The 19056-nt window shown below is 71.0% G+C and carries 23 protein-coding genes, 1 other RNA gene and 1 pseudogene; 10 read left to right on the top strand and 15 right to left on the bottom strand.

Features of this window, described 5'->3' with window-relative positions:
• Nucleotides 1-12: 12 nt before the first annotated feature.
• The 5 genes from ACLQ2W_RS19495 to ACLQ2W_RS19475 form a co-directional block, all read right to left on the bottom strand.
• Complete coding sequence (locus tag ACLQ2W_RS19495; RefSeq protein WP_425787650.1) at nucleotides 13-1449, bottom strand: RNB domain-containing ribonuclease; 1437 nt, start codon at nucleotides 1447-1449, stop codon at nucleotides 13-15.
• 87 nt (nucleotides 1450-1536) lie between these two features.
• A complete protein-coding gene (locus tag ACLQ2W_RS19490; protein ID WP_425787649.1) occupies nucleotides 1537-2238 on the bottom strand; it encodes a histone in 702 nt (233 codons plus the stop codon).
• Between the two features lie 77 nt (nucleotides 2239-2315).
• On the bottom strand, nucleotides 2316-2519 hold the full coding sequence (locus ACLQ2W_RS19485) for a hypothetical protein (protein ID WP_107161651.1): 204 nt from the start codon (nucleotides 2517-2519) through the stop codon (nucleotides 2316-2318).
• Between the two features lie 125 nt (nucleotides 2520-2644).
• Entirely contained in the window at nucleotides 2645-2929 is a 285-nt protein-coding gene (locus ACLQ2W_RS19480; protein WP_425787648.1) for a hypothetical protein, read from the bottom strand.
• Nucleotides 2930-3166: 237 nt separating this feature from the next.
• Complete coding sequence (locus ACLQ2W_RS19475) at nucleotides 3167-3499, bottom strand: PadR family transcriptional regulator (RefSeq protein ID WP_425787647.1); 333 nt, start codon at nucleotides 3497-3499, stop codon at nucleotides 3167-3169.
• 283 nt (nucleotides 3500-3782) lie between these two features.
• Between ACLQ2W_RS19475 and ACLQ2W_RS19470 the strand changes: the two genes are divergently transcribed.
• Together ACLQ2W_RS19470 and ACLQ2W_RS19465 are read left to right on the top strand one after the other, a co-directional pair.
• On the top strand, nucleotides 3783-4154 hold the full coding sequence (locus ACLQ2W_RS19470; protein ID WP_107161564.1) for a hypothetical protein: 372 nt from the start codon (nucleotides 3783-3785) through the stop codon (nucleotides 4152-4154).
• 5 nt (nucleotides 4155-4159) lie between these two features.
• On the top strand, nucleotides 4160-4636 hold the full coding sequence (locus ACLQ2W_RS19465) for a roadblock/LC7 domain-containing protein (protein ID WP_233220193.1): 477 nt from the start codon (nucleotides 4160-4162) through the stop codon (nucleotides 4634-4636).
• 79 nt (nucleotides 4637-4715) lie between these two features.
• Here ACLQ2W_RS19465 and ACLQ2W_RS19460 read toward each other — a convergent pair whose 3' ends face one another.
• Entirely contained in the window at nucleotides 4716-5348 is a 633-nt protein-coding gene (locus ACLQ2W_RS19460) for a LysE family translocator (RefSeq protein ID WP_425787646.1), read from the bottom strand.
• Nucleotides 5349-5444: 96 nt separating this feature from the next.
• Here ACLQ2W_RS19460 and ACLQ2W_RS19455 point away from each other — a divergent pair, with 96 nt between their 5' ends.
• Complete coding sequence (locus ACLQ2W_RS19455) at nucleotides 5445-5906, top strand: Lrp/AsnC family transcriptional regulator (RefSeq protein ID WP_425787645.1); 462 nt, start codon at nucleotides 5445-5447, stop codon at nucleotides 5904-5906.
• Nucleotides 5907-5917: 11 nt separating this feature from the next.
• On the opposite strand, the gene ACLQ2W_RS19450 is transcribed toward ACLQ2W_RS19455, so the two are convergent.
• Entirely contained in the window at nucleotides 5918-6874 is a 957-nt protein-coding gene (locus ACLQ2W_RS19450; protein WP_425787644.1) for a threonine/serine dehydratase, read from the bottom strand.
• Between the two features lie 184 nt (nucleotides 6875-7058).
• Here ACLQ2W_RS19450 and ACLQ2W_RS19445 point away from each other — a divergent pair, with 184 nt between their 5' ends.
• From ACLQ2W_RS19445 to ACLQ2W_RS19430, 4 genes are all read left to right on the top strand, one after another.
• Nucleotides 7059-8327: a LysR family transcriptional regulator gene (locus ACLQ2W_RS19445; protein ID WP_425787643.1), complete on the top strand. Its 1269-nt coding sequence runs from the start codon at nucleotides 7059-7061 to the stop codon at nucleotides 8325-8327.
• A gap of 214 nt (nucleotides 8328-8541) precedes the next feature.
• On the top strand, nucleotides 8542-9099 hold the full coding sequence (locus tag ACLQ2W_RS19440) for a hypothetical protein (protein ID WP_405090652.1): 558 nt from the start codon (nucleotides 8542-8544) through the stop codon (nucleotides 9097-9099).
• A gap of 149 nt (nucleotides 9100-9248) precedes the next feature.
• Nucleotides 9249-9524 carry a hypothetical protein gene (locus ACLQ2W_RS19435; RefSeq protein WP_425787642.1) on the top strand — a complete coding sequence of 92 codons (276 nt, stop codon included), beginning with the start codon at nucleotides 9249-9251 and terminating at the stop codon, nucleotides 9522-9524.
• 129 nt (nucleotides 9525-9653) lie between these two features.
• Nucleotides 9654-10007: a hypothetical protein gene (locus ACLQ2W_RS19430; protein WP_425787879.1), complete on the top strand. Its 354-nt coding sequence runs from the start codon at nucleotides 9654-9656 to the stop codon at nucleotides 10005-10007.
• A 10-nt stretch (nucleotides 10008-10017) separates the two neighbouring features.
• On the opposite strand, the gene ACLQ2W_RS19425 is transcribed toward ACLQ2W_RS19430, so the two are convergent.
• A complete protein-coding gene (locus ACLQ2W_RS19425) occupies nucleotides 10018-10356 on the bottom strand; it encodes an immunity 51 family protein (protein WP_425787641.1) in 339 nt (112 codons plus the stop codon).
• A gap of 81 nt (nucleotides 10357-10437) precedes the next feature.
• Nucleotides 10438-11238 carry a maleylpyruvate isomerase family mycothiol-dependent enzyme gene (locus ACLQ2W_RS19420; RefSeq protein ID WP_425787640.1) on the bottom strand — a complete coding sequence of 267 codons (801 nt, stop codon included), beginning with the start codon at nucleotides 11236-11238 and terminating at the stop codon, nucleotides 10438-10440.
• Between the two features lie 40 nt (nucleotides 11239-11278).
• On the opposite strand from ACLQ2W_RS19420, the pseudogene ACLQ2W_RS19415 reads away from it, so the two are divergent.
• Nucleotides 11279-11513, top strand: a pseudogene (locus ACLQ2W_RS19415) (GntR family transcriptional regulator); the annotation flags it as partial.
• A gap of 220 nt (nucleotides 11514-11733) precedes the next feature.
• Here ACLQ2W_RS19415 and ACLQ2W_RS19410 read toward each other — a convergent pair.
• From ACLQ2W_RS19410 to ACLQ2W_RS19390, 5 genes are all read right to left on the bottom strand, one after another.
• On the bottom strand, nucleotides 11734-12126 hold the full coding sequence (locus tag ACLQ2W_RS19410; protein WP_184689931.1) for a tautomerase family protein: 393 nt from the start codon (nucleotides 12124-12126) through the stop codon (nucleotides 11734-11736).
• 353 nt (nucleotides 12127-12479) lie between these two features.
• Complete coding sequence (locus ACLQ2W_RS19405) at nucleotides 12480-13355, bottom strand: GrpB family protein (RefSeq protein WP_425787639.1); 876 nt, start codon at nucleotides 13353-13355, stop codon at nucleotides 12480-12482.
• Between the two features lie 175 nt (nucleotides 13356-13530).
• Nucleotides 13531-14205, bottom strand: a complete 675-nt coding sequence (locus ACLQ2W_RS19400; protein ID WP_425787638.1) for an HAD family hydrolase — start codon at nucleotides 14203-14205, stop codon at nucleotides 13531-13533.
• Between the two features lie 720 nt (nucleotides 14206-14925).
• Nucleotides 14926-15334: RNase P RNA component class A (rnpB, locus tag ACLQ2W_RS19395), an RNA gene on the bottom strand.
• Between the two features lie 67 nt (nucleotides 15335-15401).
• The gene (locus tag ACLQ2W_RS19390; protein WP_425787637.1) at nucleotides 15402-16376 is read right to left on the bottom strand and encodes a serine hydrolase domain-containing protein; all 975 of its coding nucleotides are present in this window, start codon (nucleotides 16374-16376) and stop codon (nucleotides 15402-15404) included.
• A 113-nt stretch (nucleotides 16377-16489) separates the two neighbouring features.
• Here ACLQ2W_RS19390 and ACLQ2W_RS19385 point away from each other — a divergent pair, with 113 nt between their 5' ends.
• Nucleotides 16490-17251: a sulfite exporter TauE/SafE family protein gene (locus ACLQ2W_RS19385; RefSeq protein WP_425787636.1), complete on the top strand. Its 762-nt coding sequence runs from the start codon at nucleotides 16490-16492 to the stop codon at nucleotides 17249-17251.
• Nucleotides 17252-17258: 7 nt separating this feature from the next.
• On the opposite strand, the gene ACLQ2W_RS19380 is transcribed toward ACLQ2W_RS19385, so the two are convergent.
• Nucleotides 17259-18482, bottom strand: a complete 1224-nt coding sequence (locus tag ACLQ2W_RS19380) for an MFS transporter (RefSeq protein WP_425787635.1) — start codon at nucleotides 18480-18482, stop codon at nucleotides 17259-17261.
• Nucleotides 18483-18538: 56 nt separating this feature from the next.
• Here ACLQ2W_RS19380 and ACLQ2W_RS19375 point away from each other — a divergent pair, with 56 nt between their 5' ends.
• Nucleotides 18539-19006, top strand: coding sequence for a MarR family winged helix-turn-helix transcriptional regulator (locus ACLQ2W_RS19375; protein WP_425787634.1), 468 nt, complete (start codon nucleotides 18539-18541; stop codon nucleotides 19004-19006).
• The last annotated feature ends 50 nt before the right edge of the window (nucleotides 19007-19056 follow it).

Genomic DNA, 19056 nt, shown 5'->3' with positions numbered 1-19056 from the left:
GGGCGACCCCGGTCAGGCGCGCTCGAAGGCGACCTTCCGCTCGGCCGGGTCGGCCACGGTCAGCCGGACCCGGACGCGCTCGCCGAGCGGCAGTTCCCCGGTGCAGCGGGCCCGTACCGGCGGCTCGTCCAGCGCGACCGTGCCGCCCGGCGGTCGGCCGGGCCGGCCGTTGCCCGCCGGTCGCGGCTCGTCCACGTCCAGCACCGCCGCCTCGAACGTCTCCCCCACCCGGGGCGCCAGCAGCACCGCCTCGGCCAGCTCGATCGCGCCGCGGGTGGCCGCGCCGGCCGTCCGGTCGGTCGCCGCCATCACCTCGGGCAGCTTCGGCAGCGCGGCACGGACGTGCGCGGGCACCTCCCGGCCGTCGTGCAGGGCGAGGCAGACCTCGGTGGCGTACCGGTCGGCGAGCCGGCGCAGCGGCGCCGTGACGTGCGCGTACGCGGCGGCCACCCCGCCGTGCTCCGGCTGCTCGGGCACCGCGCCGTCGAAGGCGGTGTACGCGGCCCCGCGCATCAGCTCGGCGGCCTGGTCGACGAACGCGGCGGCCCGGGGCTGCGACGCGTCCAGCCCGGCGAGCACCCGACCGACCGACGTGCCGTCCGGCCAGGGCACGCCGAGCGGGCCGGCGGCCAGCCGCAGCCGGTCGACCGCCTCCGACCGGGGGCGGGGCATGGTCCGCAGCAGCCCGATCCGGCCGGCGAGCATGATGTCGGCGGCGGCCATGCCGGTCAGCAACGAGATCTGGGCGTTGTGCTCCTCCATCGGGCCGGGGCCGCGCAGCACCAGCCGCCACCCGTCGCCGTCGGGCTCGACGTCCTGCTCGGGCAGCGGCAGGTTGATCGCGCCGCGGCGCAGCCCACGCTCGGTGAGCAGCGCGCCGATCTCGGGCAGCAGCGCGATCGGCTCGGGCAGCCGGCCGGCGTCGGCGTCGCGCTGCACGCCGCCGTAGTCGAGTTTGGCGCGGCTGCGGACCCGGGCCCGTTCGAGTGTGACCGCGACGGTGCCGCCGTCGGCGTCGAGGTCGATGGTCCAGAGCACGGCGGCCCGGTCGACGTCGGGCAGCAGGCTGGCCGCGCCCTCGCTGAGCGTGTGCGGGTGCAACGGCACGTTGCCGTCCGGCAGGTAGACGGTCTGGCCGCGCCGCCAGGTCTCCGCCTCCAGCTCACCGCCGGGGCGGACGTGGGTGAGGACGTCGGCTATCGCGTACCGGACGCGGTAGCCGCCGCCGGCGCGGCGGGCGAGGTGCATGGCCTGGTCGAGGTCGCGCGAGGTCGCCGGGTCGACGGTGACGAACGGGACGTCGGTCCGGTCGGCGACGGCCGGCAGCGGCGCGGCTGCGGCGTCGTCGGCCTCGCGCTGCGCCGCGGGCGGGAAGCTGTCGGGCAGTCCCAGCTCGCGGCGCAGCGCGCCGAAGTCGATGCGGGGCGCCAGTACGCGTCGGATGACCACGCGGTCAATCCTGACAGCGCCCCGCCCGTTCCGCTCACCGGGCCGGCGGGTCGGCGGGCGGCCCCTCCCCGCCGGCGGCGGCAGTGGTCAGGCGGAGGCCCGGCGGGCCGGCGCCTTCCGGGCGGTGGTCTTGCGCGCGGTGGTGGTCTTGCGGGCCGGCGCCTTCTTGGCCGCCGTGGTCTTCTTCGCGGCGGTGGTGGTCTTGCGCGCGGTGGTGGTCTTGCGCGCGGGCGCCTTCTTGGCCGCCGTCTTCCGGGCCGTCGGCCGGGTGGAGGCGGTGGTCTTCTTCGCCGCCGTCTTCTTCGCGGCCGTGGTCCTGCTGGCGGTGGTCTTCTTGGCCGCCGTGGTGACCTTCCGGGCTCCGGTCGTCTTCTTCGCCGCCGTGGTCTTCTTCGCCGCCGTGGTCTTCTTCGCCGCGGTGGTCTTCTTGGCGGCGGCGGTGGTGGTCTTCCTGGCCGGCGCCTTCTTCGCGGCGGTGGTCTTCTTCGCCGCTGCCGTCGTGGTCTTCTTCGCGGGGGCCTTCTTCGCCGCCGTCTTCTTCGCGGTGGCCTTCCTGGCGGGCGCGCTCTTGGCGGTGGTCCTGGTGGCCGGCGCCTTACGCGCCGCCGACACGACCTTCTTGGCCGCCGCCTTCTTCGCGACCGCCTTCCTGGCCGGGGTCCGTCCGGCGCCGGCGCCCGAGGCGTTCGGCGACGCCTTGGTGACCGTCGTCGTCCTGCCCGCGGTGGTCCTCTTCGCGGTCGTCCGTTTCGCGGCCGGGCGGGTGGTGGCCTGCTGTGCTACGGCCATCTCGGTTCCCTTTCCTGGGGACGTGCTCTCGCCCTCGCGGAGCACGGATAACCTCGACGCGGTCCGTCCCGCGCCGTCTATCGGCCCTCCCCGGCCCAACGGGCGTCCTCGGCGTCCCACGCGTCGTTCCGCTCCCGCACCTGTTGCAGGGCGTTCTCCGCGTCGGCGGCTGAGGCATACGGTCCGAGAACGTGCTTCGCGGGGCACACGTCGGCATCGGTCTCGACCCGGTGGTGTCGCGTGCACCAGTAGTAGTGCCCACCACTTCCGTCGTCGCTCATGCGATCACTGTGCACCGGGAACCGCCCGGCCGCCACCGGAACGCCACAAATAGTCGTCGCCTTCTCCACATTAGACCTGATCGGGGCCGTTCCGAGGGGGAACGGCGGAAGACCTCCGCCGGGCGTCAGACGGGTGCCGCGACGGGCTCCGGACCGGGTGCCGAAGCCCGGGGCGGCCGGGCCGCCGCGACCGCGTACGCCACCGCGTAGGGCGTGCAGGCCAGGTAGAACATGGGCTCGACCACCACCCGGTCGGTGATGAGGAACCGTTCCCACGCCGTCGGGCGGGGCAGCCCGAACGACGAGTCGGTCCAGCAGGTGAACAGCCAGAGCGGCGCGGACATCCGGTCCACCGCGTCCGGCGGCAGGTCGGCGACGGCGGGTGCGGTCGCCGGGATCGCGGCGACCACCGCCGCCGTCGCGGCGATCGGCAGCCCACAGGCGCCCGCGCGGCACGGCCCGGTCGACGGGCGACGTGGCCGCCCGGCTGGTCGCCAGGCTGGCGGCGAAGCGGAGCATCGCCCACCGCCGCCCCGACCGGGCCAGCTCGTGCAGCTCGGCGGCCCACTCCCGGCCCAGCTCGGCGCGGGATGCCGCCGGCCAGCGGCGTACCGCCGCGCGCAGCAGGAGCGCGGCGGTACGCCGGGTCACCACGCCGGGGCTCCGGTCGGCCCGACGCCGCCGGAGCGCGGACGGTGCCCGGGTGCCGGTGCGCGCAGCTCGGCCAGGGCCAGCCGGGCGGCGCGGATCCCGTCGCCGGTGAGGCGGTAGTAGCGGCGGGCGGGCCGGCCGGCCGCGACCGGGTCGACGTCCTCCCAGTCGGCGGCGAGCCAGCCGGCCGCCCGGAGGCGGTGCAGCACCGGGTAGAGCGTGCCGCTGGGCAGGCCGGTGAGGCGCATCAGGTCGAGGCCGTAGCGCGGCTCCTCGGGTGCGGTGAGCAACGCCGAGAGCACCTTCACCACGGGAATGGTCAGTCGCACCGCCGCACTGTATCGGTCTACTACATAGGGTGGTGGCACCCGCCGGCTCGACGGCGCTTAGCAGGTGGGTCCACGATCGACCATCGGCCGGCGAGTCCCATATACGGGACCAGGGGCCGGCCGGGGCGGACCGGACAGGTGGATCACCGGCCACTCGGGTGCAGGCCGGACCTCCTTGTGGAAGCCTTCGACGAAGCATATTCACGGGAGGCGCCGGCTGTCAGCCCGCACGACACCCCGAGCGGAGACCGGCCCACCCGGCCAACACCCTGGGGAGAACACCGTGGGCAACCTCGACGTCGCGTTGAAGAACGCGATGAGCATCGACGGCGCGATCGGAGCCGCGCTCGTCGACTACACCAGCGGCATGACACTCGGCGTGGCCGGCGGCACCGGTGAGATCGACCTGACGGTCGCCGCCGCCGGCAACACCGACGTGGTCCGCGCCAAGCTGCGCACCATCGAGATGTTGAAGCTCGACGACGAGATCGAGGACATCCTCATCACGCTCGGCAGCCAGTACCACCTCATCCGGCCGCTGAGCAACCGCACCGGCAAGGGCCTGTTCCTGTACCTCATGGTGAGCAAGAGCCGGGCCAACCTGGCGATGGCCCGGCACCAGCTGCGCGCGATCGAGGAGAGCCTGGAACTGTGAGCCGGGTGGACGATCTCCCCCGCCGTACGCCGGCCGCGGCCGGCACGCTGCCACCGGCGCGGAGGTTGCCGCCGTCGCTGGCGGGCAACCCGACGCTGCCGTACCCGGCCATCGGCCGGGAACTGTCCGCCCTGCGGCTACAGATCCCCGGTGTGCACGGCTGCGTCCTCGGCGGCGTCGACGGTCTGCTGATCACGCACAACCTGCAGAACGAGGCCAACCCGGACGACCTGGCGGCGCTCGCGGCGACCATGTTCGGGCTGGGCCGGCAGGTCGGCTTCCGGCTGGGCCAGGGCGACTTCCAGCAGTCCACCGTGCGCAACGAGAACGGCTACCTCAGCGTGTACGCGGTCAGCCGGCAGGCGTTGCTCGCCGTGGTCGGCACGGACAGCATCAACGTGGCGCGTCTGCACCTGCACGCCCCGGACACCGCGGCCCGGCTCGCCGACCTGCTCGACGGCGTCACCCCGGCCACGCCCTGACCGACCGACCCGGTCGCGCCCGCCCCGAGGCCCGGCGCGGCCGGGTCGTCGTCTCGCCGGCGGCGAACGTCCCGCGGTTCTACCGGGCCGCCTCCACGAGCCGCTCGACGAGCAACGCCACTCCGACGAGCACCATCGCCGTGCCGGCGACGTACGTGGTGATCCGGGCGACGCAGGGCCGCACCCCGAGGATGCGATCGGCGGCGTAACCGAGCGGGAGGTAGAAGAGCGCGACGATGAGCACGAAGACGCCGCCGAGGGTGGCGAGCTGCGCCGGCGGCGGCCATCCGCCGGCGCTCCGGGTGAACTGCGGCAGGACCGACAGGAAGATCAGGAGGCCCTTGGGGTTCAGGGCGCTCACGCCGACCCCCCGGATGAAGTAGCGGGCCGGGGAGGACGCGGTCACGGCGTACGCGTCGACGTCGCCGACCCGCCCGGTGCCGCGTAGGGTCCGGACGCCGAGGTGGATCAGGTAACCGGCCCCGGCCACGGTGAGCCCGGTCAGGGCGAGGGGCAGGCCCGCGACGAGCGGACCGACACCGGCCGCGACCAGGAGCGTGATGAGCGCGTAGCCGGCCATGAGGCCACCCACGGCGGGCGCCACGACGCGGTCGTGCGTGCCGGCCGCGAGCACGAACGCCCAGTCGGGACCGGGGACGACGACGAGGGTGAACGCGATGGCGGCGAACGCGAGCACGGCAGCGGGTTCCACGGTGCCTCCCTCCTGCGAGGAAACCTATCGACCAATCGCCAGAATGTGTTTCCGTCTTTTGCAGCCCCAATCGCAGGTTGTGGAAGAATCTCGACGATGGATGCGTCTGATCGGAAGATCCTTGCTGAGTTGCAGCAGGACGGGCGGTTGAGCCTGACCGACCTGGCGGCACGGATCGGGTTGACGGTGTCTCCGACGCATCGGCGGGTGCGTGACCTGGAAGCGTCCGGGGCGATCGTGGGCTACCGGGCGGTGGTGGACCCGAAGAAGCTGGGGTTGGGCTTCGAGGCCCTGGTGTTCGTCACCATGAAGCAGGAGGACCGGGCCACGCTGCTCGCCTTCGAGGAGGGCGTGGCAGCCGTCCCGAACGTCCTGCTGGCCCAGCGCCTGTTCGGCGACCCGGACTACCTGCTCCGGGTGCGGACGGCCGACCTGGACGCGTACGCGCGACTGGAGGACGACGTGTTGTCGGCGCTCCCCGGCGTCCAGCGGCTGAACTCCACGCTCGTGATGAAGAGCTTCGTGCTCGACCGCCCCTACCCCACCGACCTCGGATAGCGCGCGGGCAGTCAGCCGCCGAAGCGCGCGGTCCAGGCGGTCACGTCCGCGACTGTGGTGTTGCCGCCACAGACCACCAGGCCCAGCCGGGCGTCCGCACCCACCCGGTCGCGGACCCGACGGGCCGCCGGCAGCAGACATCCGGCGGCCGGCTCGGCCCAGACCTTCGCGTGCTCCGCCAGTTCCACCGTGCCGCGCACCGCCTCCGCGTCGGAGACCACGAGCACGTCGGTGACCAGCGCCGTCACGTGGTCGTAGGTGAGCTGCGAGACGGTCGGCGCGCTGAGCGTGGTGACGATCGACGACAGCGGCACCTCGACCGGCCCGCCCTTGGCGAGGGCCTGCGACATGGCCTGCGCGCCTTCGGTCTCCACGCCCCAGACGCGTACCCCCGGCCGGCGGGCCCGCAGCGCCGCCGTCACCCCGGAGATCAGCGCCCCGCCACCGATGCTGACCAGCACGTCGGTCAGCTCACCGGCGTCGTCGGCGAACTCCAGCCCGACCGTGCCCTGACCGGCGAGCACCACCGGGTCGTCGAACGGGTGCACCAGCGTACGACCGTCCTCCCGCAACCGGGACATGAGCGCGAACGCGGCGGCCATGTCGTCGGTCAGGCGGACGTCCGCGCCGGCCGCGCGGGAGACCTCGACGGCCCGCGCCGGCGCGGTCCGCGGCATCACCACGGTCGCCGCCACGCCCAGCGCGCCGGCCATCACCGCGACCGCGATGCCGTGGTTGCCGCCGCTGACCGCCACCACGCCGGCCGCCCGCTCGGCGTCGTCCAGCGCGAGCAGCTTCGCCGCCGCGCCCCGGGCCTTGAACGACCCGGTACGTTGCAGCAGCTCCAACTTGGCGGTGACCGGCACGCCGAACAGCTCGGACAGGCCGGGGCTGGGCACGGTGGGCGTGTGGACCACGTGACCGGCGATCCGGTCCGCGGCGGCCTCGATGTCCGCGAGCGCGATCATCACCGCAGCGTGCCACAACCCCTCGCGCCAGGACCGCGAGGGACCGCCGGCCGACCGAGGCGGCCTCCCCGCACCGGTCGGTCAGTCGGTCGCCTAGGCTGCGCGCATGTCGTTGCCGGTGGCCGGTGGTGGCGCGGTGCGGGGCGGTCGCGCTCGCCGTCCACCCGACGGAACGGTGAGCACGATGACCGAACCCGGGTCCGCGCTGCCGTGGGGGATGCTGCACACCATCGGCGTGGTGAGCACGACGTCCAGCATGACCCGGGCCGCCGAGCTGCTGCGGGTCTCGCAGCCGGCGCTGAGTCGACGGGTGAACGCCGCCGAACAACTCGCCGGCACCGACCTGTTCGACCGCACCGGCAGCGGAGTGCAGGTCACCGCCGCCGGTCGGGCGCTTGCCGACGCCGCGCGACGCATGGCAGGCCCGCTGCGCGCCGCCACCGCTCCCCCGGTCGCCGGCCCGCCCGAGTGTGCCTTCGCCACCTATGTGACCTCGCTCGGCGAGCTGGTGCGGTGGTTCTCGCAACGCTGGCCGGCGAGCCGTTGGCACGGGGCCGAACTCCGGCCGGAACTCGCGATGGCCGACCTGGCGCAGGGCGCCCTCGACATCTTCCTCGGGGTGCACACGCTGCACCACGCGCCGGTCGCCGCCTCGGTACGGCGGCACGTGGCCGTCCGCGATCCGCTGCGCCTGGCGATGAGCACCCGGCATCCGCTCGCCGCGAACCCGGTGCTGACGCTCGCCGAACTCCGGCACGAGCCCTGGCTGACCAGCAACGATCCGGCGGTCGAGCAACTCCTGGTCGAGGCGTGCCGGGGCCACGGCTTCCACCCGCGGATCGCGTACCGGACGGACCGCACCCGCAGCATCCGGGACCTGGTGGCGGGCGGGCACGCGGTGACGCTCTGCGTGCCGGTCGCCCGCACCGACGACGAGGTGGTGGTCCGCCCGGTGATCGGCCTGCCCAGCCTGGACCTGGTGGTGGCCTGGAATCCCGAGCGTCTTCCCGCCGCACTCGCCGACCGGTTCTGCGGCGTCCTCATCGGCTGGTATCTCTCCCGCGCGTGGTCCGTGCCGGCATTCCGGTCCTGGTTGGACGCGCATTACGCCGAGGTGATCAGCGCCGTGACGATCGGCGTTGACGAGGCCGGCGACCCCGACCCGGCTCGCGACGTCATCGACTGGAACGACCTCCAGGCCGCCTTCGAGGTGCTGCGCACCGGCTCGGCCCCGCAGGCCGCCTCCCGGCTGGGCTGCTCGCCGAGCACCGTGCAGCGACGCCTCCACCGGCTGGAGCGCCAGGTGGGCGACGCGCTGCTGGAGCGGTCCGCCGAGGGCCGGCCGGAGCCGACCGTACGGGGGTTCCTGTTGCTGCACCACCTCTACCGGGCACAGGCGGCGCGCGATGCGGAACTGACCGCCGAGACACCGTCGATCTCCAACAACACATAGCCGCAGGCTAAATTGTCTTAGCATTGGCGGAATGGCTTTTCCGGAGCGGGAAAGCCGGATCCTCGCTTCGCGCGATTCACCTCTGGTTGCTAACGTCCGATCTCATCGAGCGTTCGTCGTCAATGTGACGGCGAGCAATTATCCACGCTCCGAAGTTGTCCGCGAACTGGAGGTAAGACGTATGCGGAAACGCGTTCCCCGCCGGATGGGAGCAATGCTGCGGCACGGACTCGCCGCCCTGGCCGTGCTCGGCCTGACCGTCGTCGGCACCGTCGCCGGCAACACCGAACCCGCCCGCGCCGACTCGACGGTCGTCTGCGCCAACGCCGGGGTGCCGGCCGGCTACGTGGTCACCGGCGTCGGGATCAACCAGTGCGCCGGTTACCACCGACTGGCCATCACCAACGACCTCTACGAGGGCATCCCCGTCTGCAGCCTGTGGGGAATCCCCGGGGGCTGGTACGCCACCGGCGGCGCCGCCAATGACGCCACCTGCGGATACAGCAACCGTTTCCAGATCAGGGCCGGCCTCTACGACGGCATCTCCGTCTGCGCGGCGACCGGCATTCCCGGCGGCTGGATCGCCACCGGCGCCCGGTCCAACGACCCGAACTGCGCGAACCTCAACCGCTACCAGATCACCTCCAGCCTGTACGACGGCATCTCCATGTGCGCGGCGTCGGACGTCCCCGGCGGCTGGGTGGTCACCCAGGTGCTGGCCAACGACCCGAACTGCGCATACCTCAACCGGTACGTCATCCGACGACTCTGAGTGCAGTTCGACCTTCGGCGTAATTCCATTCCGCACAGCTCGCATCCCGCACTCGAGAAAGGCGGCAGACAATGGACAGAAGACACTTCAGAACGTGGGCGACGACGGCCCGGAACGGCGCGGTGGCCCTGACCGTCACGGTGGCCGGGGTGGGCGCATCCCTGGCGATCGGCAGCCCGGCCCAGGCCGCGACGACCTCCATCTGCGCGGTCGGCTCGATTCCCGCCGGGTGGGTCGCGACCCTGGGCCGCTCCAACGACCCGAGCTGCGGCTACCTGAACCGTTGGCAGATCACGAACGAGATCTACCCCGGCATGAGCATGTGCGCGGCCAGCAACGTGCCGGACGGCTGGTACGTGTCCCAGGTCCTGGCCAACGATCCCAACTGCGCCTACCTGAACAGGTTCACCATCTACCCGTACTGACCGGTGCGACAGGGACGGGCCCGGCCGGACGGCCGGGCCCGTCCCCGCCGGCTGCCGAATGCGGTGGTCCCGGGGAAGGCCGGGCCGGTACCGTCCGGGCTGATCAGCAACGCGGACGGCGAGGTGGACATGAGCGGCGGTGACGGTACGACGGTGCTGTGGCGCCCGACCGGGCCGGCGGAGCTGGACCTCGTCCGTGAGTCCGGCTGGCGGGCGTGGCCGCCGCGCCTGCCGGACCAGCCGATCTTCTACCCGGTCCTGAACGAGGACTACGCGGTCAGGATCGCCCGGGACTGGAACGTGCCCGCCTCCGGCGTCGGCTACGTGACCCGCTTCCACGTGGAGTCGGAGTTCCTGAAGCGCTACCCGGTGCGACAAGCCGGCGGGCAGACCATCCTGGAGCTGTGGGTGCCCGCCGAGGAGCTTGCCGAGTTCAACGCGCACATCGTGGGTCCGATCGAGGTCGTGCACGAGTTCCGTTAGTCACTGACTGTCAGTCGTCGAACTCGAACCCGCGCGCTTCGGCGTCAGTGACCAGGCGCCGCATGCGTTCGCCGTTGGTCGCGACCGCGTTCATCAGAGCTTCCAGCTCTTGCAGCGCGCCCCGATCGGTGCCGTAGGCGCAGAACATGCCACCCTCCGGGTCGTAGGCGAACCGGCCTTCGAGCGTCGGGGCCTCGGTGCTGACGAGAACCTCCGCGACGCCTTCCCAGAAGTACCCGTTGGGCTCGTGACCGAGTTCCTCAACCAGGGCGTCAACCGGCGTGGTCCCCGCATCCAGCAGCAGCGAATACTGTCCTGGAGTCGTCTCGATGAGCCTGAGCAAGGTCATCTTCGAAGCCTGGCACCGGTCGGGGATCGGCGCAAGATCCGGAAGAGTCAGCCGCCGGGCACCGCCCCACGTCGTCGGTTGTCACACGGACGGGTCCCAGGCGGCGAGCTGATCGAAGACGCGACGGTCGCCTTCGAACTCCAGCGAATCCAGCGGTATCCGGCCGTAGAAGAACAGGACGAGGTCGCTCGCCGTGCCCCGGGCGGAGACGTCGACCGTCGTGGGATCCTCCCCGGCAGCGGACGTGAGGCGGACGACCTGTGCCCCGTCGCGGGAGAGCCGAAGGCGCCAGGAGTGGCCCTCGGTGGCGTGGTAATCGACGACGGCGGGGTCGTGTGGCCAGGCGACCGTGGTCGCGCAGAGGGTGAACTGACAGTCGTCGAACCCGTCGAGGGCGACCTCGTCCGGCAACGGCTGCGGGGCACCCAGGGTGAGCTGGACGTCGTAGGTGTACACCGCGATCTCGGGAACCTGTCGCCGCGCCCAGGCTCCAGACGTCTGCGGTGACGGCGAATCATCCCACCACGTCCAACACCTGCGATCCGGGCCGGCCGTACGCAGTGCGCTCGTCAGTTGCTCGATGGACTCCGTCCACCAGGCCAGCAGTGCCTCGCGTTCCCGAGGCGCACCCGTGCCGTCGTCCCAGACCGACTTCTCCGGGGGCGCGTCCGCAGGCCCGGCGGCGACGATGGCAGCCGATTTGCGGCGGGCCAGGCCCACGTGTTGCACGAGATCGAACAGCGTCCGCTCGGGATGGGTCGGAACCTGCACGTCGAGACCGGGTGCCGCAGCGACCGCAGCACGGAAGGCGGTCGACCGTTCGTCGATCAGCCGCAGGTGATCAGAGAACGTAAGAGTCCTATGCACGCGGTTTTCTACCACTACGCTCCGAAGACCGGACAACGAATTTCGCCACCGCCGAGGTGAGAAGTTGCCGTCGCAACACGCCCTCGTCGAACGGTTCAGCATCGCCCGCGAGACCATCAAGGCCGCCTTGCGGAAGCTGCAAGACGGGCGGCTGATCGTGACCCGTCAGGGCAGCGGCGCCTTTGTCCGCGCCAATACCGAACGCCCGGGTGGGGCTCCGGCCGCACATCGAGCGAGCGTTCGAGGCCTCGAACGTCACGATCGACTTCGCCGGCTTTTCCGGAGAGAGCCGTGACGGAAGCCAGCGGGGCCGCTCTGGTCGAATGGACTGGGCTTCGCCTGCCGCGCCGGTCCAACCCCGGGACTGGCTTGCCACCGGATCACCGGTCGCGGCACCAGCTCCACCGCCAAGAGGTGCCCGGCCTTCCCCCACAGCCGCCGGCTCCGCTCCGGAACCATCGAACGCCGGCCCTCAGCGGCATAGCCAGCCCGACTAGGGAAGAGATCCCACTAGCTGCCGACACTGATGACCTTCCCGCCGAGCCCGGACCGGGACGTGGGCTGGCCGACCAGTTCGACGAGCACTTCGTCGCGACAATCCTCGCCGAACACGGCAGTAACGGCTTCGGTGAAGGCGGAGACAAGTTGTGCGATGACTCTGGCTGCGTCCTCTCGCGCGAACACTTCCTCCCGCATGCCGAAGGTGACCGAGGGGGCGGCTGCAGCGACCGCCGCTCCGCCGCGGGCCCATCGACCGGTAGGAACGCCAATCAGCCTGACATCCACCGAACTTCTAGCCCATGCGCCATACACGGAGGCGACCGCATTGGTCAGTTCCTCGATGAGGTGGGGTTCATGCCCGACCAGTTCCTCTTCAAGCGCGTAAAGCGTCACGTGGGGCATCGGCAACTCCTCGGTGTCGGATTGCGGCGGCGGGCCGGTGACCGGATCGTCTGCGAGCAAGCAGGGTAGGGCCCGTGTCCGTATGCCGGAAGCGATTTCCATCCTGTCGCCGAACTGAGCCGGCGCTCAGGCGTCTCCAAGGCGTCAGGGCGTCAAACGCCGCCGGCCAAAGTTAGCCAACGACAACCATCGATGCCCGAACACGGAACCAGCTCAGAGCCTTGATCACGGCTCTGAGCTGGTGGGCGACGGACGAGTCGACCTGCACGCTGGATTGTGAAGGGCACACGCACTCTGAGCAGGCACTTTACACTCCTGACACCCTCTCAGGGCGTCGCCAGGGCGTCAGGGGTCTACCAGCCCTTCTCCGACGGGCGCCTTGCTGACTGGCTCCACAGGCGGGCCTCGCCCGACAAGTACGTCATCATTTCTTCCTTCGCGGCCCCGTACTGGGCCCGGCTGTAGGGGTGCAGCTCGGCCGCACGCCTCTTTGCCGCCTCGTAGCGACGGGCAGCGTCGGGGGTGGCCGCGATGTAGGCGCGAAGGACTCGGTTCGCCGCGGGCACCAGCGACGTGACGCCGAAGATATGCAGGTGGTGGCTCCGAACGCCAGCGGTGTCCTTCGCGAAGAACAAGTGGTCATGGTCCTCAGGAAAGGCCATCGGACGATAGACGTACCCAAGCCTTTCAAGCGACCGGAGGTCAGTGACGACCGCATCGGCCTTGGGCACGACCGCCATGATGTCGATGATGGGCTTGGCCGCTAATCCAGGAATGCTGGTAGACCCGAAGTGCTCGACGCTCAGCACCGTAGGCAGCGCCTCAGACAACAGCCGTTGTTCGACCCTGAACCGCTCCGACCAGGCCGGATCGTAGGCCACCACCTCGACTACAGGCTTAGCGTCCGTCACGTCGGCCACCGTAGCGGCTCGGTAGAGCCGTCCGTCCAGTCGCGCCGCCGGCTGATGCCCAGACCGTCCGGTTCTGGGTCGTGAATCAATCTGTGGACGAGGGTTCTTGGAAAGATCATCGATTGCACGACGGGTGCGCTCCTCGCTGGCCGGCATCAGGTGCGTGTAGACCCGGAGCGTGAAGCCGGGGTCGGCGTGGCCGAGGTACCACGCCGGGGCCTTGATGCTCTCCCCCGCGTCGAGCAACAACGAGGCGTACCGGATGGTCCGCTCCGCGGCGGCGGTGCCGGGCGTGACGCCACGAGCGTCGACCTCCACGGCGGCACAGCCAGCCCGACCCGAGATGAGGTCAACTGAGCCGGCGCTCAGCGCGTCGTCAGGGCGTCAAACGCCGGCCAATGTTGACCATGAACGACCATCGACGCCCGGACATAGAACCAGCTCTCAACGTTCGACAGCGAGGAGCTTCACGTGAGTGCCAGCGACAGACCCGTCAGGACGGAACCTGGGCAAGCCTGAGCACGTATTCGAAGCCGCGTTTCTGCGCGGGCGAAGCCACCATTGGCAGGATCAGCGCTGGTATGCCGGCGGAAACCGATCCGCCGTCGCCGGCGGGATGATCACCGACCATCAGGGTCTGGCCCGGTGTGGAATGGAGGGCTTCGAGGGCGGCGCCCCAGATCCGAGGGTCCGGTTTGACGAAGCCGACCTTGTAGGACAGTACGAACGCATCGACATAGCCGTCGAGTCCGTGCCGCGCAAAGCATTTGCGGATGTCCCAGCCGACGTTGCTGACGACGCCGATGCGAACACCGCTATCACGCAATGCGGACAGGGTGGCGACGGTGTCGGCGTACGGCTCGATCGCTTCGGCGTGTGTTTCGTGCAAGACCGATGCCAGCGCCTGGTCCACGCCAGGAATCTGTTCCAGCACGGCGATGATCGCCCGATCCCAGACTCGCGGATCCAGATCTCGGGCGATGTGGGCCGGATCCGTGGCCGTCTCCCGCAACAGTTCCGCGAAGTGGCCAGCAATACGGTGCGCCTCGCCGGCAGCCAATGTCTGATCGATCGATGCTGCCGCGTTGCCCACCCAGCGCTCCGAGTCCCTGGCGAACAGAGTCCAGGCGAAGTCGAACAGTACCGTCGTCACGGGCTTGGCGGTCATCGCATCACCCTAGATCAACACGACGAGTTCTGTGGGCCGCGACGCAGTAGCCGAAGCCGAGCCAACACGGCGCATGTCAGAACTTTGATGATCGCGAGGAAGCGGCCAGCAACTTCGCTTCGTGATCATGTCAAGCATCTGGTGGGACGCGAGTGTCAAGCATGTGCCGTGACACGACAAAGCGCCAGCTCACCCACTTGCCGAATTGATCTGTCTTAGATCAAGGCACCGCGCTCCGCGCGGTGCGGGGCGGCAAGCCCGGCCGGCGGCAAGCCGCGGCGGTGAGCCACCGACAGCCGCCGGGACACCGCCCCCACGGGTGAAAGAACCAGCCATCAGCGAGGCCGTGACGGAAGCCGGCGACGCGACCTGACCAAGTGGTCGGGGCTTCCGACTGCCGCGCCAGTCCAACCCCGGGACTGGCTTGCCACCGAGTCACCGGGTCGCGGCGCCAGCTCCACCGCCAGGACGTGAACAACCCTCCCCCGCTGCCGCCGGCCCCGACTCCGGAACCACCGAGCGGCGTCCCAAGAGGCCCTCCGACGGCACAGCCTGGCCGACCCGAGACGAGGCCAACTGAGCCACCGCTCAGGGCGTCTCCAGGGCGTCAGGGCGTCGTCAGGGCGTCAAATGCCGGCCAAAGTTGACCAACGACGACCATCGACGCCCGGACATAGAACCAGCTCAGAGCCATGGTCAGGTCTCTGAGCTGGTGGGCGACGGACGAGTCGACCTGTACGCCGGATTCTGTGCCCGACACGCCCGTAGGCGCGCCGGCGGCGGCCATCCATCTAGGCCTGCCGTCGCCGGCAGGCTCCAGCGGCCTACCCGCAGACATCGGGCGGGCAGCCCTCAAGCGTCTGCGCGGGTCGTCATCTTGCGGTGACGGCCCTTTCTTGGCCTTGCTCCGGGTGGGGTTTACCGAGCCACCCCGGTCACCCGGGGTGCTGGTGGGCTCTTACCCCACCGTTTCACCCTTACCGTCCCTTGACGGGCCGGCGGTCTGTTTTCTGTGGCACTGTCCCGCGGGTCACCCCGGGTTGCCGTTAGCAACCACCCTGCCCTGTGGAGTCCGGACGTTCCTCGGCGGCGGGCTGTAGCCCGCCGACGCGACCGCCCGGTCGACTCGTCCGTCGCGCCCTCATTCTAACGACGCGACCGCTGCGCCCATTTCCGCCCCGACGCCTCGCGGCGCGTCACCCGGCCTCGGCGAGGATGACCTGCTCCAGCAGTGCGAGCGGGGTCCGCCACTGCTCAGGGTCGTCGTAGTTGCCGGCGGTGACGGCCACGCTGAGGTCCAGGTCGGGCAGGACGTAGAGGCGCTGGCCGCCGTTGCCCATCGCCGCCACCAGATCGTGGCCCGCGACGGAGTCGAGGTACCAGTGGTAGCCGTACCGCGCGCCCCATTCGGTCTGGAGGCGCGGCTGGAGCATCGTGCGGAGCCAGTCGGCCGGGACGAGCGGGCGGCCATCCCACACCCCCTCGTGCAGCACCAGCTCGCCCAGCCGGGCCAGGTCGCGGGGTGTGAGCCGTAGCCCGGACGCGGCGGAGGCCACTCCGTCCGGGCCGGCCAGCCACTCGTGACGGTCGATGCCCAGCGGGCCGAACAGCTTCGCCTGCGCGTATTCCGGCAGGGGCTGCCCGGTGCCGTCGGCGATCAGTCGGCCGAGCAGGGCGGTGGCGCCGCCGCAGTAGGCCCACCGGGTGCCGGGCGGCTCGACGACAGGCCGTTCCAGGATGTAGCGGTACCGGTCCGGGGCCAGTTCCATCGCGATCTCGGCGTTGGCCGGGCTGTCGTACGGAAGATCCTCGCGCCATTCCAGCCCGAGCGACATGGTCAGCGCGTGCTCGACGGTGAGCCGGGCACGCACGGGATCGGCCGCCAGGTCGGGATAGCTCGGGAGGTGCGGCAGCAGCGGCTCCCCCGGTGCCGGGACCAGCCCGTCGCCCAGCGCGATGCCGTACAGCAGCGCGGTCACGCTCTTGGTGACCGAACGGATGTCGTGCAGCGTCCCGGGCCCGAACTCCACGACGCCCAGCGAACGCTCCCAGGTGAAATCGTCGCCGACGCCGTAGTGTGCCAACACGATCTCGTCGCCGCGAACCGCCACCACGGCGTGCAGGCCGTCGAGTTGGCCGGCCCGCAGCGCGCGGTCCAGTCTGTCCCGCATCGATGCCTCCCCGTGCCCCCGTCACGCCTGGTTATACCGGAATCCGGGCCGCACAGTGGTCCCCCCGACTCGTACCCGGACAGCCGGACCCGGGCGTACTAGCCTCGGGGATCATGGACCTCTCCGACGTCGCGCTGCTGCTGGTCGCCGGTCTGGCCGCGGGCACGGTGAACGCGGTCGCCGGCGGCGGCTCGCTGATCACGTTCCCGGCGCTGATCGCGACCGGGCTGCCGCCGGTGGCAGCCAACGTGTCGAACTCGGTGGCGGTCTTCCCGGGGTACGCGGCGAGCGTGGCGGGCAGCCGGACGGATCTGCCGCGCGGTCGGGCGTTGTGGTCGTTGCTGCCCACCGCGGCGGTCGGCACGGCGTTGGGCTGTGTGCTGCTGCTGGCCACGCCGGCGCGCGCGTTCGAGGTGGTGGTGCCGTTCCTGGTGCTCGGCGCGACCGCGATCCTCGCGTTCCAGGATCCGCTGCGCCGGCTGGTGGGCCATCCGTCGCGGTTGAGCCCGCGCCGCCGTACCGTCACCGTGCAGACCATGGTCCTGGTCGGCACGGTGTACGGCGGCTATTTCGGTGCGGCGCTCGGGGTGATGCTGGTGGCCGGGCTGGCCCTGGTGCTGGACGCCACGCTGGCCCGGGTGACGGCGGTGAAGAACCTGCTCTCGGCCGTGGTGGGGCTGACCACGCTGGTGATCTTCGCGTTGTTCGGCCCGGTGCAGTGGGTGGCCGTCGCGGTGGTCGCGCCGGCCACCGTCGTCGGGGGGTACGCGGGCGCCCGGCTGGCCCGCCGGCTCCCGGCGGTGGTGTTGAAGACGGTCATCGTGCTGTTCGGCACCACGATCGGCCTCTACCTGCTGTGGCGCGCGCTGACCTGACGATCGGTCAGTACGCCTCCCCCACCGGCTCCTCCGGGGCGTGTTCGGCGGCGCGGGCGGCCCGGTTCCAGATCACCCGTTCGCCGTAGCCGGCGGCCATCAGGTGACCGAACGCGAGGTAGACCAGCACGCCGACGGCGAGCACCCCGAAGCCGACCCAGAACGGCAGCGCCAGGCCGTGTTCGGCGAGCTTGCCGGAGATGATCGGCGCGGGCGCGGCGGCACCCCAGCGGACCAGGTTGAACGCGCCGGTGGCAATGCGCCGATCGGCGGAGCCGAGGCCGAGCGCCAGGTCGGTCAGGTTGGCGTTGGCCAGGCCCATGAACAGGCCGGCGATGACCAGCACGACGAGCGACATGGCGGTGCCGGTGGAGGTGGCGAACAGCACCATGCAGACCAGCAGGCCGAGGATGGCCACGCCGACGGTCTGCACCGCGCCGATGCGGTGGGCGAGCCGGTGGCCGATCAGCAGGATGCCCGCGGCCAGGCCGAGGCCCCAGCCGGTGAACGCGAGGCCCAGCGGGATGACGTCGAGGCGCAGGAACAGCGGCGTGTAGCCGAGCACCACGAAGAACACGAAGTTGTACGCGGCGGTGACCACGCAGAGCGTGATGAACGCCGGCCGGCGGTAGGTGGCGAAGATCTGGCCGACGCGTACCGGAGGCTGTTTGTTCGTGGGTTCGCGGAGCTTGCGGGCGGCGACGCCGAGCGCGAGCACCATGAACACGCCGCAGACGAAGAACGGCAGCCGCCAGCTCACCTCGCCGAGCAGGCCGCCGATGAGCGGGCCGACGGCGAAGCCGAGGCCGAGCGCGGTCTCGAAGAGGCCGACCACCCATTCCCGGTCGTTGGCGAGGTTGACCAGCACCACCATGGCGGTGGCGAAGAACATCGCGTTGCCCAGCCCCCAGACGCCGCGCAGCACGGAGAGCTGGACGATGTCGTTGCTGAACGAGGCGAGGATGGCGGCCAGGCCGACCACCGAGACGCCGGTGATGAGCACCGGTTTGAAGCCGAACTTCCCGCTGGCCAGCGTGGCCGGGATCATGCCGACGGCCATCACCGCGATGTACGCGGTGAAGAGCAGTTCGACCTGCCAGGCGGTGACGCCGATGGCTTCGCCGATGGCGGGCAGGATGGGGTCCACCACCGCGATGCCGGCGATGGCGAGGAACGCCACGAGCGTGGTGGCGTAGATGGCACTGCGGTTGGGTTCGGATCGCCGATCCACTCCGCAACCTCCCAGATAGCTGTATCGTACAGATAATTTCCTTGTATCATACAGCTATGAGCGACGACGACCACGCGAAGGAAGTCACACTCGGCCGCATCGAGACCGAGGTCGCCCTGCTGATGCGGCTGGGCGAGGCCACCCGGCGCGGCACCGGCACCATGGAGCACCGGCTGCTCGACCGCGCGGCGTACGTGATCCTGCGGCACCTCGACGCGGCCGGTCCGCAGAACGTCTCGGCGCTCGCCGCCCGGCTGAACCTGGACGGCTCCACGGTCACCCGGCAGGTCTCCGCGCTCCAGCGCGACGGCCTGATCGCGCGTACTCCCGACCCGGCCGACGGGCGCGGCACGGTGATCTCCACGACGCCGGCCGGGCTCCAGCGGATGGCGGCCGTGCGGGCCGCGCGGACCCGGCTCTACGGCGAGATGCTGTCCTCCTGGTCCGACGACGACCGGGACACGCTCGCGGAGCTGCTGCACCGCCTCAACGAGGCGCTGGACGCGCGCAACCGTCGCCGCTGAGGTGTTAGGAGGGGCCCCTTTTTATGCAGAATGCGTTAAGCGGGGCCCCC

The organism is Micromonospora sp. DT227 (assembly GCF_049841835.1).
Lineage (GTDB): Bacteria > Actinomycetota > Actinomycetes > Mycobacteriales > Micromonosporaceae > Micromonospora.
The sequence above is the reverse complement of the archived record's forward strand: the minus strand, read 5'-3'. Positions and strand labels throughout refer to the sequence as shown.